This is a genomic window from Chitinophaga sp. OAE865, assembly GCF_040546735.1.
Taxonomy (GTDB): Bacteria; Bacteroidota; Bacteroidia; order Chitinophagales; family Chitinophagaceae; genus Chitinophaga; species Chitinophaga polysaccharea_A.
The window spans coordinates 3337167-3353060 of record NZ_JBEPOF010000001.1 but is presented as its reverse complement, the minus strand read 5'-3'; the positions used below and the strand labels follow the sequence as shown (position 1 = coordinate 3353060).

Sequence of the window (15894 nt, the reverse complement as noted above, 5' to 3'; positions counted from 1 at the left end):
AAATCGATTTCAAAATTTATTTTACTAAAACGGGGAAATAAATACAAATAATCTATAAATTGCCTGCCTGTTATAAGCAACCTGGCATTCAAAATTTAGTTTTGCAATCGTTTTCAATATTTCAGACTGAAAATAACCGTGCCACCCATGTTTCTCTGATAAAAATTCCGGAAACAACAATTGCTCTGATGCTATGATCTTTAAAATTAATCAGGCATCATAGCATTAAAATCCAAAAAAGCATTCCCCGTATGAAATCGACTATTGTCCTTATTTTATTTTTTGCACTTAGCGTCTCTTCTTTATTTGCCCGGCAGATCACGGTTCATTCTCCCAATAAAAAAATAGTGGTATCGCTTGCCTGCCGGCAAAAGGGGGATAACGGTGAATGGTATATGAAAGTATCTTTCAATAATAACGGTAAAACAACAGAGGTGATCCCGGCTATTGATCTGGGCCTGTTGCGCAGTGACCAGGATTTTTCAAAAGAGCTGAAATTTGTGAAAGCAGGCAAACCGCTGCTGATAAATGAACAATATACAGCGGTGCATGGCAAAAGGTCCATTTGCAGTAATAGCGCCAATGAAACAGTGATTGTTTTTGAGAACAGGCAAAAAAATAAAATGAATGTGATCATCAGGGCGTATAATGATGGAGTGGCATTCCGTTATGAATTTCCCGGTAAACAGGGAACTTTTATTATAAAAGATGAATTAACGGCGTATACCATTCCGGCTGAAACTATGCGGTGGATGGAAAAATGGAATACGGCCAACGAACGGCCCTATTCAGCAATGAGCAATGAAAACATCCTTTCGCAGGACTGGTGTTACCCGGCCCTGTTTAATACCCATGATAAATCCTGCTGGTTCCTTTTGCATGAAGCTGATGTGAACAGCAGCTATTGCGGATCCAAGCTTACAAATGCAGCACACCCTTCCAGTTATAAAATCGCGTTTCCTGATGCCAGGGATGGAAACGGGTTGGGCGCTTCCCAGCCTACCGTAACGCTTCCCTGGAAATCGCCCTGGAGGGTGATTATTATGGGCGATCTTCCGGATGTAGTGGCCTCTACTTTAGTGGATGATGTATCTGCTCCTTCTGTGATAAAAAATACTACCTGGATCAAGCCCGGGCCGGTGTCGTGGAATTACTGGTCCAGTAACCATGGTACAAAGGACTATAAGATTGTTTGCGATTTTGCAGACCTGGCGGCACGCATGAACTGGCCCTATACGCTGCTCGACTGGGAATGGGATGCTATGGGCAACGGCGGACAGCTGGAGGATGCAGCCCGGTACATCCGGTCAAAAGGCATAAAGCCGCTGATCTGGTATAACTCTGGAGGGAAACATACCAACGTTAGGGCAACCCCGCGCGACCGGATGCTGACGCATGAAAGCCGCACAGAAGAATTTGCCAGGCTCAAAAAGATGGGATTTGCCGGCGTAAAAATAGATTTCTTTGAAAGCGAGAAACAGGAGATGATCAAATATTACCTGGATATCCTGGAAGATGCCGCCAAGGCAGAGATGATGGTCTATTTTCATGGCTGCCTGGTACCACGGGGCTGGGCAAGGACCTATCCCAACCTGATGACCTACGAAGCGGTTATGGGCGCGGAATGGTATAACAACATACCTGATTTTACCATGATGGCGCCGGCGCATAATGCGACGTTGCCCTTTACCCGCAACGTAGTAGGATCAATGGATTATACCCCCGTTACCTTTACCAATTCCCAATACCCGCACATCACATCTTATGGTCATGAACTGGCGCTGAGCGTGGTGTTTGAATCAGGCTTTCAACATATGGCAGACCGTCCTGAAGGATATGACGATTTACCCGATGCTGCCAGAACGTTTTTAAAACAGGTACCTAATGCCTGGGATGATACCCGGCTGGTCGACGGATACCCCGGCCTGGATGTTGTCATGGCCCGCCGCAAAGGCAGTTCATGGTACATTGGCGGTATTAATGCGGAAAGAAAGGAAAAGAAAAAGAATATACAACTGGACTTTCTTCCGGAAGGCATAAAGTTCAGGCTGGTGCTGATTACAGATGGCCAGCATGATAAAAGCTTTGCCACCCGGTATATGGTAGTAGATAAATCTGATACGGTAGAAGTGAAATTGCTCCGTTGCGGTGGTTTTGCAGGGTATTTAACGCCGATGTAAATTACCTGCTTCTTCTCCGCCGGCCCGGATACTCTGCCTGCCCTGCTTTCTTTTCTTCTTCATTTTTATGCGCTCTTCCAAATTGCCAGTTAAATGCAATGGATAAAGACTGGTTATAATAACGGGTAACCGTATGGCTTTGAAATGTTGGAGCAGTGGCTACGCTTTGCTGTTTTAGATAGTTCCGGAAAGGATTGTTAAATGAAAGCGTAATACTTGCTTTCTTCTGTATAATTTCTTTCTGAACAGCCAGCCGGTAGGTATAGTCCGCGGTGTTTTTACCTTGCAGGGTGATAAAACCATTACTGTAATCGCCGGATAATTCAAATATATAACCACCGGGAGCAGTGTAGGAGGTATTGATATTAAAAGCGTGAAAGAACCCGCTATTACCAATTTGCAACGCCGGGCTTTTAAACCATACCTGGTATAATTCCAGGCCTCCGCTGATGGTCCAGTTATCGTTTACAGCAGTATACATATTGATATTTGCGCCCAAACGCCTGTTGGATGCAATGTTCTGAGGCATGGTCCTGGATATGCCGTTACTGTCGGCCGCAGCGAGGGATTCTATTGAATTTGAATTGAAGCTGTAGTAAACACTACTGATCAAAGTAAAACCTGAGGGCATATTGTATGCGTGGGAAACTTCCAGCAGACGAGTAATTTCCGGTCGTAAACGGGGATTGCCTGTTGTTAAATTACGGGGATCACTGGCATCCGTATAAGGATTAAGATCCCATATAAAAGGCCGGCGGATGCGTTCTGTATAATTGAATTTAAGCTCCTGTTCTTCATTTATATCCTTTGCCACCAGGATACCCGGCACCAGGTTGCTGAAATGAGTGGCAAAGGACGGTGCTGTTCCCCTGAAGCGGGCGCCCAGCCTTGTGTACTCGTAACGGGCGCCCAGCCGGAAACGCCACCTGCTTTGGGTTTCAAACGATGTGCTTACATATGCAGCTGTAATATCCTGGAAATAATTCATCGAATCGCTGCGCTCAGGGTCCTGCTTCAGATCACCGCTACCTGGACTATGAAGATTATTAAATACGGTATAGTTGCTGGCCGCATTATTCTTACTCCAGCGCATACCCGTTTCCAGGAAGCTTTTGCCTGTTTTGCTGAGCGGATGGGTATAATCCAGCTGGAAACTATAATCCCCGGACCGCCCTTTATTAGGGCTCAGTTCCCGGAAAAAATGCCGGCCATCAGGGTTGAACTGATCTGTGGTATAGTCGGACCTGTCTGCCGAACGGCTAAGATTCCCCAATAACTGCAACTCCTGTTTTTTACGCTTAAAACGTTTTACATAGCTGAGCGCAAGATCATAGTAGTGATACCCACCCTTCTGATCTGCAAGCTGGTTGTATTCAGCAATACCTTTGGCATCTTTATAATAATTATACAGGCTGCTTTTTACGGGCCATTGCTCCTGCCAGTAAGAGAGTATAGCACCTATCTTTTGTGATGAATCGGGGCGGTATTCAGTGCCCAGCTCTATACCTGTGCCCTTTGTTTTCTGGGTAACATCGGAACGCTGGATAAGATTGCCTGTGTTTTGCCCGTTGTGCAGCAAGCTCCTGTCCAGGTTATTTTTCTGTTGTTCCTTTTCAAAACTGCCGCTTGCCATGAGCGTAACATCAAACTTTTCCCTGGACAGGCTGAGGCCCAGGTTGGCCGACTGCTCCAGGTTGCCTGCGCTCAGGTCCAGGTTGCCCGATGTTTGTTTTATTTTTCTTCCTGTGATGATATTAATGACACCAGCCGCACCTTCTGCTTCATACCTGGCCGAAGGCGCAGTGATCACTTCTATAGACTGTATAGCACTGGCCGGGATCATTTTCAACGCCTCTTTGAGATTTTTGGCGAAGATGCCGGATGGGATACCGTTGAGCAATACCTTAACACCCGCGTCACCCCGGAGCTTTACAACACCATCGGAGCCCACGGTTACCATAGGCGCCTTGCGCAAAACATCCGCAGCCGATCCGCTTTTATTTCCAATATCAGCAGAGGCATTGTACACCAGTTTATCACCCTTGTTCTGAAGCAAGGCTTTGCGGTGCTGTATCACTACCTCGTTTAACTGTTTGCTTTGCCTGGTAAGAATAAATTTACCCATGTCCGTTTCCGGCACATTCATTTCTATAATCCTGGAATATGGTTCATAACCGGTATGTGAAATACTCAGTACATAAGTTCCCTTTACAGGCGTCGTTAAAACAAACCTGCCCTCATTGCCGCTTACAGCGGTTTTAACCATGGCGCTGTCTTTACCCCGCAAAAGAACGGTTGCCCGCTCCAGTGGCTTTCCGGAAGTATCCACCACCAACCCTTTCACTTGAAAGGAAGCCTTTTCAGCAGAAATAGCAGATTGGGCATTAACTGCCAATGGGATTACAGTCACTAATAATAAAGCAAGAAATTTTCCAGCCATCAGACATATTTGTTTTTAACATTGAAATTTTATCTGCCGGCAAAGGAAAATGTTTAATTTTCCAACAGAAAAAGTGAATGAGCAACACTGCTATTCAAATGACGAACGACGTTCGTCATTTGAATTTTTCCTTTCTATATCAAAAACTGACCTTTGGGTTTCCCGGAAAATCTAACAGAAGATGGCACATACGATCAATTGGTTCAGCAAACATTACCTGCAGGAAATCGGAATTTTTGCAGCCATGTTCATTCTGACCATGGTGAACCAATGGTTCCAGCTGGATTCATTCATTGCAGTTGTAAAAGGGTTGGTTTTCTTTGTGGTGCTGTATGCACAGGCAAAATTCCACTGGCACTTTATATTGCCGTTATTCTGGAGCAGGCAATACGGGAAATATGCCATAGCAACGCTCTGCGCCTTGATCATAGGAACGCTGGTTCTTTTTCCCATAGATAGTTTTTGGATAGAGCCGGACATTTTCCAGCAGGAAAGCGTCATTTCTATATTACTTTATCATTTTGTTATCAGCATCGCCAGTATAATCACTATCATGTTCCTGTTCCTGGTAAGGCAGCACGCTTCACAGATCCGGAAGCGGACGGAAGATAAACTGCTCCTCGCTGAAATGAATATAAGGTTGCTGCATGCCCGGTTGAACCCGCATTTTCTTTTCAACATGTTCAATAATCTGTATGGCGTGAGCTTAGCAGAGCCTGAACGCGCCCCCGATTTAATCTTGAAATTATCTAACCTGATCAGGTATCAGCTTGAAGAAGGGCGCAAGCCGCTCGTTTCCCTGAAGGAAGAAATAGACTTTATAGAAAACTATATAGCGATAGAAAAGGAACGGATCGGGAAGCGCTGTGAAATATCCTATACTGTACAGTGCGGAGACGGGGAACCGGAACAGCTTTCCATTGCTCCCCTGATCCTTGTCACGTTAATTGAAAATGCTTTCAAACATAGTATTACCACTGCCCGGAAATGGTACGTACATATAAACATCCGGCTGGAACAAAGGACATTGCTGGTTGATATTGTAAATTCTTCAGGAGATAGCCTGCCAGGCAGGAGCTCTACAGGTATTGGGCTGGCCACTATCCGTGAACGCCTGGAATTGTTGTATGCCGGAGATTACCAGCTCGGTATTTCCCGGGATGAAAACGAATTCAGGGCTGTTTTAGAAATACTATTAAATCGCCGGTAATTTATGGGATCACTACGTTGCATAATCGTTGATGATGAAGAAGGAGCGCACCTGGTGCTTGGTCATTATATAAAAGGAACCGGCAGCCTCGTGCTGGCAGGAAATTTTTATAACGCTGCAGACGCCATGGATTTTATGTTTAAGAACCCGGTAGACCTGCTATTCCTCGACATCAACATGCCGGGTCTCTCCGGGATGGAAATGCTCGAGGCAATGTCGCATCCGCCTTTAATTGTACTGACCACCGCTTATACGCAGTATGCGCTGGAAGGATATAAATACCAGGTGGTGGACTATCTTGTGAAGCCTTTTGAATTTGCCAGATTTATGGCTGCCGTAGATAAAGTATTTACCCGTTATAAACCGCCTGTTGCCAGCAATGCGGCTCCGGCAACAGGACAGCAGGCAAACAACTTCCTGATGCTGAAAGTTGATGCCGGGATAACCAGGATCATCACCAGTTCCATCTCGCATATACAGAGCTATGGTAATTATGTCAAGGTATTTACAAACGAAAAAATGTACCTGAGCGCATCAACTACTATCGAGATAGAACAACAGCTGGATAAACGGTACTTCAGGCGTATACACCGGTCCTATATCGTTGCGCTGTCGGGGATACAAAAGCTGGAAGGCGCCAGGGTACACTTGGAAAATGGGTTGATACTGCCTGTAGGTAACACCTATAAGCGGGAGCTCATGGAGCATTTTCTGAACAGAAGTTAGGAACACTGTGAACTATACCCAATAGGTGCTTTATGTAGTGGCTGCCTATATTGGTGCGAATTAACCACCTGCTTTGTAACTCAGTACTGCCTTTATGTCCGCCCGGGAGCTGGCTTTCATATGGCTGTCTTTTTCAGGTGCAGCATCAGCACAGATATAAAAAAGAACAACGGGGAGTATATAACCGCACCGGAATAGCGACAAGGCAGGCGCATTACCTAACCTGCCCTCCGGAGATACATAAACAATTGATCCCGGTTTTTACAACAACCTCCTCCTGCAATTGCAACATTTTATACCCTAATTCAAAACATCCGCACCCCCTTATTCTTCCGGAAGCTGTATAAATTTGATACATTGTTCCACATTAATAATTCTTCGTTATGAATGCATTAATACAGTTATCTATACTTCCAGCTGCTTCTTCCTTTAACTGTCATTTTGACACTATTAAAATTTAAGAGTGATCAGTAATAAGAACCCGGACATTTATTCCTGTTAAATGACTTTGCCCAGGCAGGCCCGGCCGGATAATCTGTTACCGCAGTGAATGATCTGTTACCGGCAAAGGGTAATAATAAATACAAACTATAGATCTGTGTCCTTTAGCAATCAATTTGATAAATTATAGAAAATGATCAGAACTTTATGCCTCCCGTTGCTGGTGGTGTTTTTTACAATAATAACATGCAAAGCAGAGCAGAAGATCCCTTTCGATCTTGACTGGAGGTTTGCTTTAAATGATCACCCCGGCGCTGAGCAGGCTGGCTTTGATGATTCCGGATGGCGTTTGCTGGATGTTCCCCACGATTATAGCATTGAGCATCCTTTTGATTCCACCTACACTTCAGGTGCAGGCGGAGGCTATACCTACAGCGGCATCGCCTGGTACAGGAAACACTTTAAAACAGCGGCAAATTTTTCAGACAGGAAGGTTTGGATGTTGTTCGATGGTGTTTACCGTAACAGCGAAGTATGGATCAACGGACATTACCTGGGTATTCGTCCATATGGCTACTCTTCTTTTTATTATGACCTCACACAGTACCTGAATCCTGCAGGACAGGAAAATATTATCGCCGTAAAAGTGAATACCAGCGAACAGCCTAATTCCAGGTGGTATACCGGCTCGGGTATTTACCGGCATGTATGGCTGGTTACAAAAAGCAAACTGTATATTGATCAATGGGGAGTTTTCGCCCGCACGGTGAAAGCAGACAATGATGAGGCCAGCGTAGACATCTCCATAGATCTTCGCAATGAAAATAATGCTGATCAGTCCTGCACGGTAATAACAAAACTCATAGACGCTGCCGGGAAGGAAGCGGGAAGGGCGGAGTCGAATGTGAAAGCCACACCCGGTGAGCCACAGAAAATCGAACAACATATCAGGATCAGCAGGCCCGTGCTATGGTCTGTAGAACATCCTGCGTTATACCAGTTAAAAGTAGAAGTAAGATCAGGCGGAAAGATAACCGATAATTATGCGGCGGCTTTTGGTGTAAGAACATTCCGCTTCGATCCTGATAAAGGATTTTCGTTAAACGGGAAACATGTAAAGCTGAAAGGGATCAACATGCATCACGATGGAGGCCCCCTGGGCGCTGCCGTATTGGATGACGCGTATAAACGCAGGCTGGAAATTTTAAAAGGTATGGGTTGTAATGCGCTGCGGATGAGCCACAATCCTCCATCGCCGGAGTTACTTGATTATGCAGACCGCCTTGGTTTTGTGGTGATCGACGAAATATTTGATGAATGGATGGATGGAAAAACACCGGGAGGATATGCTCCTCAGTTTGCAAACTGGTGGGAAAAAGATGTTGAAAACTGGATCAGGCGCGACCGGAACCATGCCTGTGTAATTGCCTGGAGTATTGGGAATGAAGTAAGAGAACAGTACAACAAAGAGAACGCCTTAAAAATAACCCGCATGCTGGTGAGCGCTTCGCGTAAATACGATAATACCCGTCCTTTTACCGCAGCCTGTAACGAAATCCTCAAGGTCAATTCCTTTGGGATGGGAGAATTACTTGATATGGTTGGTTACAACTACCAGGAAGCCTGGTATAAAGCGGATCATGAAAAATATCCCAACCGGGTGATCTTTGGCTCCGAAACGGTGATCTATCCCTATCACCCTGGCAAGTGCTGGCAACTGCGCTCTTATGAACAATGGCTGGAAGGGCAACAGAAAGATTATGTGGCAGGGGAATTCCTCTGGACAGGGTTTGATTACCTGGGCGAAGCCGGCATAGGTGAAGTAGGTAGCGGTTGCGAGTTCTGGAAAACATGGCCTGTATGGCCATCCCGTGGCGCCTCCTGTGGCGTGATTGATATGTGCAATTTTCCGAAAACGGGGTACTGGTTCAGGAAAGCGCTCTGGAATGATACCCCTATGTTGCATATCGCCGTACAAACCGATACCTCCGCCAGGAACAGGGAGCTGTGCTCTTTCTGGAACTGGCCAAAAGTGGAAACCCACTGGAACCATCATAAAAAAGGCGATACCCTGGCAGTGCATGTGTATACCAATGTACCGGAAGTGGAGCTGAGATTAAACGGCAGATCGCTGGGAACCCGTAAATGGGATCTTAAAAATGAAGCCTTCCTTTTCTGGGAAGTACCGTATGAACCAGGTAAGCTGGAAGCCATCGGGAAAACCCGGGATGGAAAAACAGTGTCCTTTGCAGTTCAAACCGCTGGTGAACCCGCTAAAATAGCATTGTCGGCCGATAAGAAAGTGCTTACAGCCAACCGACAGGACCTCAGTTATGTTGCCGTGCAGCTGCTTGATGCCAATGGTATACCTGTGCCTTTTGCCGGCAATAAGATTACTTTTGAAGTAACCGGGGCAGGTAAACTGGCAGCTGTGGGCAACGGTAACCAGCAAAGCCATACGCCGTTAAAAGGCATGCAGATGGAAGCCTGGCAGGGAAAATGTCTGGCCATCATTCAATCGACCAGCAGGGAAGGCAGCATCACCATTACTGCCAGAAGCGGCTCACTTCCCGTGGCAACTACTACTTTACGTTCAATAGCTACTAATGTTACTAAATAATAAACTGATGAGAAGAATTACAATACTGATGGCATTGTCCATATTACTTTGCCTGCAGTCATTCGCTGTAAATCGTATATCCAGTCCTGATGGAAAGATTAGTGTTACCGTATTTGCAGATAATAACGGTGTTCCCAAATACGCTGTTACCTACAATAAGTTAACTGTACTGGAGCCATCGTCCCTTGGAATTGAGCTGGACGGGATCAATTTCTCCAATGGTTTACAATTGATCAATGTATCTGCTGCCACCAGTGTGCACGATCATTACAATATGCTGAGCGGTAAAAAGCTATCCATTCAGTATGATGCAAGAAAGAGCAGCTTTACATTTCAGAATAAAGACGGCAAAAAGTTTTCCGTGGTTTTCCAGGTATCAAATGATGGAGTTGCCTTCAGGTACCAGTTTTTGGATGGCCGGGAAACAAAGATTGTCCGTTCGGAAAATACTTCCTTTCAACTTCCTTCTTCCGCCAAAGCATTTATACAACCCATTGCTGTTACCCAATCCGGCTGGGAAAAAGCAAATCCGTCTTACGAAGAGCATTACGACCAGGATGTTCCCGCGGGTACGCCCTCAAAATTCGGCGCCGGCTTCATTTACCCGGCCTTGTTCAAGGTGAACAATACCTGGTTGCTGATCACAGAAGCCGCAGTAGGGGCTGATTGGTGTGCCACCCGTCTCAATTGTGAAGCAGGCAGCCCCCTGTACCAGGTAAAGTTCCCTGATCCCAGGGAAGTGATGTATAAGGATGGCTTGTTGCCTCAGCAGCAGATGAATGGCTTTTCTCCCTGGCGCGTTATCACTATCGGTTCGTTAAAAACCATCGTGGAATCAACGCTGGGCACTGATGTGGCCTCCCCTTCCGTTATTGCCAATACTTCGTTTATAAAGCCCGGAAAATCAAGCTGGAGCTGGATCAATAGTAAAGATGATTTTATTGTTTACGATGAGCAGAAGAAATACATTGACTTTGCCTCCTATATGCATTGGCCGTATTGCCTGGTAGATGCAAGCTGGGATCAGAAGATAGGCTATGAGAAGATAAAAGAGCTGGCGGATTATGCCCGGCAAAAAAATATTGGATTGATCCTTTGGTACAATTCCGCCGGCGACTGGAATACGGTAAAATATACTCCCCGGAATATACTGCTTACCAAAGAAGCCAGGGAAAAGGAATTCTCCAGAATACAGGCAATGGGCATCAGGGGAATTAAGGTTGATTTCTTTGGCGGCGACGGGCAATCAATGATAAAGTATTACCACGATATATTACAGGATGCGGCCCGTTATAACCTGATGGTCAACTTTCACGGGGCCACGTTGCCAAGAGGACTGGCGCGCACCTATCCCAACCTGGTGACTGCCGAGGCAGTGAGGGGTTTCGAGTACATCACCTTCAGCCAGGATGATGCCAACCTGGAAGCAAACCATGCCACCATGCTGCCTTTCACCCGGAATGTGTTCGACCCGATGGACTTCACGCCCATGAATCTTTACAAGATAGGATCTGCAAGTATCCGTAAAACCACCACTGCGTTTGAATTAGCGACTACTGTTGTTTTCCTGTCGGGCATTCAGCATATGGCAGAGTCGCCGGAAGGCATGGAGCATGTACCGGAGTTTGCTAAGAACTACCTGCGCACCTTACCCGATACATGGGATGAAACCCGCTTTATAGATGGCTATCCAGGCAAGCTGGTGGTGATTGCAAGACGGAAAGGCACGAAATGGTTTATTGCAGGAATGAATGGCGAGCCTGTAGCAAAAAATCTTTCGCTTAATTTATCTTTCCTGAAAAATAAAAATGTAACACTGATCTCAGATGATGATACAAACCTCTTAAAAGAAACGAAAACAGATATCCCGAAGAAAGGCATACTTCCCGTTTCCATCAATGCAAACGGAGGATTTGTTATAGTAGCAGGATAATAGATAACCGGCAAGCCCTGTTCCCTGAGATGATCAGGCGATAAAAGCTGATCATCTCAGGGAACAGGGCTTGTTATGAGTACCTTTCCCATTACTTCTCCGCCCAATCCTTTTTCAGGTAATAATCCAGGTAAATATCTATCAAACGCGTGCCTCCATACGCAGGGTAAGCCGCCAGCAGTTTGGCCTTATACTCCGCTTTGGATCTGGATGCCGCCAGTGTTTTATTCACAACATCCAGGTATTCCAGGTTTTCTTTAATAACGGAGCGATCAGCAGGGTTTCCATGCCCCGGAAGTATGATTGTATACTCCTTTTCCTCCCCTGCTTTTTTTAGCGCCCTACGCCAGCCATCTGTATTCCCTGATATAAACAAATGTATTTTATTATAAACGATATCCTGGGCGATGAAGGCCCTGGCGGAAGGGATCTTTATCACCATAGATACGGCATCTTCATTGTTCAGCGATTTCTCAAAAATAAATGTCACCCCGTCTATTGTCTCTTTTCCCGTTTTTTGCACGTGAGCAGGGATGTTCACTGATCTGGCAATAATAGCCCCAAATTGCGCCTGTCGCTGCTTCAGGGTTTGGAGCCCTTCTTTCTCAATACTTTCCTTTGTTTCTTTGAGAGCGTAGACCGGTGCATCGGGGAAAGCATCTCCGAATCCAAGATAATGATCCGGGTGGTCATGTGAGATATAGAACCTTGTAACGGGTTTCTTCAGGCTGTCGGTCAGGTTTTTTAACTGCTGACCATAAGGTGCAAAGAATTGGCCATCAACAATGATTAGCTCATGCGGCAGCTCTATAACATGACTGGTGTTTGCAAACATTTCCGGTGGGGCTACCAGGGTATATATTTTTAACCGGGGTGTTTGCGCAGTAAGCACAACCGCTGCTTTGGGCAATTCCTGTGACATCGCCTGGCTGAATACTGTGAAGCCAAGCACCATTAGCATAATGATCTTTCTCATTTAACTTTTTTTTGTTGGAAAACTTTAATACGGTGCAAAGCTACCCTGAAGCGGTCCTTGTAACATTATCAATATGCATTACTTATTATCAATCTGCATACTCAGCCCGGTAAGCGGCAGGAGAAATTTTTGCCAGGGATTTAAAGAAGCGTACAAAATTGGAAGGGGCGGAAAAGTTATGCTCATAACTGATCTCAGCTATGGTTTTATTGCTTCCCAGCAGTTCGTTCTTACAGGACTGCAGAAGTTCACCACGTATAATTATATGGGCGTCTTTGCCAAATGTATCATGGCATAGCTGGTTTAACCGGTTGCGGTTCATTTTTAGTAAGTCCGCGTACTCTTTGACCGTTTGCTTTTCCCTTATATATTTTTTGAGGAAATCCCTGAATTTCAGCATATCCGTGTTCTGGTAGAGATTCCCTTTTAGCTGATAGAAACCGGTATAGTGGCGGTTAAGCTGTATAAGCAGCTGGTATAGATATGCCCTTAACAGCTGCTGGCTGTCGAACGACTGGCTTTTTATTTCTTCCCTTATATTATCCGTCAGTTGCTGAAAAATGTTTACATCGTTCTTTTGCAATGGCAGTATAGGTGGGCAATCATAGTTGCCGAAATAATGCAAGCGGTGGAGGAACAGGTGGTCTTTCAGGAAGGTTTCCATAAACTCTCCCTCAAATATGACCATGCTGCAATCGGGCCGGGTATGAAGATCCCATTGCCGCGGGCGGGCCGGCGGCAGCAGCAGTACAACGGGGCTTTTAAAATCCAGCCGGCTGCCTTCAAAAATGATAGCGCCCTCGCCTTCAAGAAAGAGAAAGATTTCATAGAAGGTGGTAGCATGCAGCTCCTTCAGTGAAATACTCCGACCGGCTATTTCCGAAATTTTGAAACAGTCGACCAGCAGCTCTTTCCCATATTTATACTTATGAAAATGAAATTTCAACATAAAACAGGCTGGGATCAGCAGTTAGTTACCGGGCAAAATAAGATATAATTTTGTAACCCCCGCTAAGGTTTGTCATCTGAGATCGCCTCTTCTATTCTCAGGCTTTCCTTATGAATAGCGTTGAGCATTTCAGTGACAAATTCTGCCGACAATCCTTCTTTCTTACCTGCCTCAATCCCTCTTTCCAGCACCTTCTGAAAGCGGGCTGCCTGTAATGGAGCGATATGATGCTGCGCTTTGTAAACGCCTATTTCACGGACAACCCTTTCTCTTGCGCCCAGTACCTCGAAGAGCTTTCTATCGAGCGAGTCAATTATCTTCCGCTTGTTTTCCAGGGTAGTATCGGTGGCACTTGCCACAGGCTGTTGTCCGTTTGCTTTGCCAACAGTGGCCGTGACAGCCAAAGTAATAATAAGGAGCATTTTTCTTTTCATAGCCGGAGACGCCTCCATTTTAATGCCATTTTTCAGGCAGGCAGCATTTCACTGCATGATATCTCTCCCCAAAACGCGAATTTTTAAGGGGTAGAAATTTTTATCTATTTTTAGCAGTCAAAGCTTGCACTTATATTGCCAGAGAGTTCCCTACATACAGAGAAAGATATTTTCCAACAGATTGCCAACGGCGATCATGATGCCTTTACCCGGTTGGCGGATCAATATTGGAATAACCTGTATGGACAGGCGATGGCCTACCTGAAAGACTCTCACAAAGCCCAGGATGTAGTCCAGGAAGTATTTCTTACCATCTGGAAAAACCGCAGCTCCCTACCGGATATAGAACGGCCGCAGCACTACCTATATACAATGGCAAAGAACAGGATCCTGAGTGAATTCCGAAAGAAGCTGATGATACCGATCCCCGATGATGTGGAACAGCTGCAGCCGGCAACCGACTTACCGGCCGATGAACGGCTGGCGACCAAGCAGCTCCGGGAACTGGTGCAGGCAGCAGTGAACCAGATGCCGCCGCAACGCCGGGCCGTTTTTGAACTGAGCCGGCAGGAAGGATTAAAGTATGAGGAGATTGCAGCAAGACTGGGAATTTCCCGCGAAACGGTGAAAGGCCATATGATAAAGGCCCTGGCACAGGTACGGACCTTTATACGGCATGCCCTGCGGCTCCTGCTCCAAATTTTTTTTTAAAGGGAGCAACCCTCTTTTTACGTTGGTGCGTCTTTATAGTATATGCATATCGACGAATTCAAGGATCTGTTGGAAAAATACCTGGATGACAGGATCTCCGCGGAGGAACGCCGGCGGCTGGCGACTGCGCTGGAAGATCCCGCGTGCGCACAGCTGCTGGATGAAACCATCTACGGGGAACTGGTGGTCCGGGCTTATGAAGGAACTCCCGATGAAGGGATCAGGCAATTGATTATGCAGCGGCTCGACCAGGAAGCGGTCCCCGTTCGTACCATCCGGCTGCGGAAATACCGGTGGGCTGCAGCTGCCGCCATACTCGCGCTTGTGGCGGGAACCTACTTCTGGCTGCAACGGCCGGCCAAACATCCGGCGGCGCAGCAAACCATTGCCAACGCAATACCAGGCTCCAACAAGGCCATCCTGACCTTATCGGATGGGTCTATCGTAACACTGGACAGCACCGGCAACCAGGTGATCCGGCAAGGCGCAACGGCTATCCATCAACAGGGCGGCCAGCTAAAGTATGATGCCCAAAGCCCCTCTGCCGCTGTTCAGTATAATACACTGGCAACCCCAAGGGGCGGCCAGTTCCGGGTTACACTCCCCGATGGCACACAGGTATGGCTGAACGCGGCTTCCACATTGCGCTACCCTACCGCTTTTACTGGTCAGGAAAGACTTGTGGAGGTTAACGGGGAGGCTTATTTTGAAGTAGCAGCCAATGCTGCCCAGCCATTCAAAGTGAAGATCAGGGATGCAGAAGTACAGGTACTGGGAACCAGTTTTAATGTGAATGCCTATGCCGATGAACCAATCACACAAACTACGCTGCTGGAAGGCTCCATTAAATTATCTGTCAATAACGACCAGGTATTGCTTAAACCAGGACAGCAGGCAACTTTAGCAGCTAACAGGGAGCTCCACATCAATGAAGTAAATTCCAACGATGCCATTGCCTGGAAAAACGGCTATTTCCTTTTCAGGAATGAGGGCATCGAAAGCGTTATGCGAACCATAGCACGCTGGTATGATGTAGACGTTAGCTACCAGGGCGATGTAATGAAGCAACGCCTTGGCGGAACCGTTTCCCGTTACGAAAAACTGGAAGATCTGTTAAAAACAATTGAATTAACCAAAAGCTTAAAATTTAAAATTGAGGGGAGGAAGGTGACAATTATGCCTAACTAACCCGCCAGCTAGTTTATAAAACCAAACATTTATTTGTACGATATCCCCAATGTATATACGTGCAGGGGATATTCTATGCGCTCTTT

11 protein-coding genes are annotated in these 15894 nt (G+C 46.1%); 7 read left to right on the top strand and 4 right to left on the bottom strand.

What is annotated here, in order from left to right; translation table 11 throughout:
* The first annotated feature begins 251 nt into the window (after positions 1 to 251).
* Positions 252 to 2180 (top strand): glycoside hydrolase family 97 protein, encoded by a 1929-nt coding sequence (locus tag ABIE50_RS13665; RefSeq protein ID WP_209860653.1) that lies wholly within the window; start codon positions 252 to 254, stop codon positions 2178 to 2180.
* 1 nt (position 2181) lies between these two features.
* Here the strand turns inward: ABIE50_RS13665 and ABIE50_RS13660 are convergent, their stop codons facing one another.
* A complete protein-coding gene (locus ABIE50_RS13660; protein ID WP_209860655.1) occupies positions 2182 to 4620 on the bottom strand; it encodes an outer membrane beta-barrel protein in 2439 nt (812 codons plus the stop codon).
* 181 nt (positions 4621 to 4801) lie between these two features.
* On the opposite strand from ABIE50_RS13660, the gene ABIE50_RS13655 reads away from it, so the two are divergent.
* The 4 genes from ABIE50_RS13655 to ABIE50_RS13640 all read left to right on the top strand — a co-directional run bounded on the left by ABIE50_RS13655 (position 4802) and on the right by ABIE50_RS13640 (position 11550).
* Complete coding sequence (locus ABIE50_RS13655; RefSeq protein ID WP_209860657.1) at positions 4802 to 5830, top strand: sensor histidine kinase; 1029 nt, start codon at positions 4802 to 4804, stop codon at positions 5828 to 5830.
* 3 nt (positions 5831 to 5833) lie between these two features.
* Positions 5834 to 6556, top strand: coding sequence for a LytR/AlgR family response regulator transcription factor (locus ABIE50_RS13650; protein WP_209860659.1), 723 nt, complete (start codon positions 5834 to 5836; stop codon positions 6554 to 6556).
* A gap of 634 nt (positions 6557 to 7190) precedes the next feature.
* Entirely contained in the window at positions 7191 to 9617 is a 2427-nt protein-coding gene (locus tag ABIE50_RS13645; RefSeq protein WP_209860662.1) for a glycoside hydrolase family 2 TIM barrel-domain containing protein, read from the top strand.
* A 7-nt stretch (positions 9618 to 9624) separates the two neighbouring features.
* Positions 9625 to 11550, top strand: coding sequence for a glycoside hydrolase family 97 protein (locus tag ABIE50_RS13640; protein ID WP_209860664.1), 1926 nt, complete (start codon positions 9625 to 9627; stop codon positions 11548 to 11550).
* A 91-nt stretch (positions 11551 to 11641) separates the two neighbouring features.
* On the opposite strand, the gene ABIE50_RS13635 is transcribed toward ABIE50_RS13640, so the two are convergent.
* The 3 genes from ABIE50_RS13635 to ABIE50_RS13625 form a co-directional block, all read right to left on the bottom strand.
* Complete coding sequence (locus ABIE50_RS13635) at positions 11642 to 12526, bottom strand: MBL fold metallo-hydrolase (protein WP_209860666.1); 885 nt, start codon at positions 12524 to 12526, stop codon at positions 11642 to 11644.
* A gap of 88 nt (positions 12527 to 12614) precedes the next feature.
* A complete protein-coding gene (locus ABIE50_RS13630; RefSeq protein ID WP_209860668.1) occupies positions 12615 to 13475 on the bottom strand; it encodes a helix-turn-helix domain-containing protein in 861 nt (286 codons plus the stop codon).
* Between the two features lie 62 nt (positions 13476 to 13537).
* Entirely contained in the window at positions 13538 to 13927 is a 390-nt protein-coding gene (locus ABIE50_RS13625; RefSeq protein WP_209860671.1) for a chorismate mutase, read from the bottom strand.
* Positions 13928 to 14044: 117 nt separating this feature from the next.
* On the opposite strand from ABIE50_RS13625, the gene ABIE50_RS13620 reads away from it, so the two are divergent.
* Both ABIE50_RS13620 and ABIE50_RS13615 read left to right on the top strand, forming a co-directional pair.
* Entirely contained in the window at positions 14045 to 14620 is a 576-nt protein-coding gene (locus tag ABIE50_RS13620) for an RNA polymerase sigma factor (protein WP_209860673.1), read from the top strand.
* 42 nt (positions 14621 to 14662) lie between these two features.
* Positions 14663 to 15808: a FecR domain-containing protein gene (locus tag ABIE50_RS13615; RefSeq protein ID WP_209860675.1), complete on the top strand. Its 1146-nt coding sequence runs from the start codon at positions 14663 to 14665 to the stop codon at positions 15806 to 15808.
* The last annotated feature ends 86 nt before the right edge of the window (positions 15809 to 15894 follow it).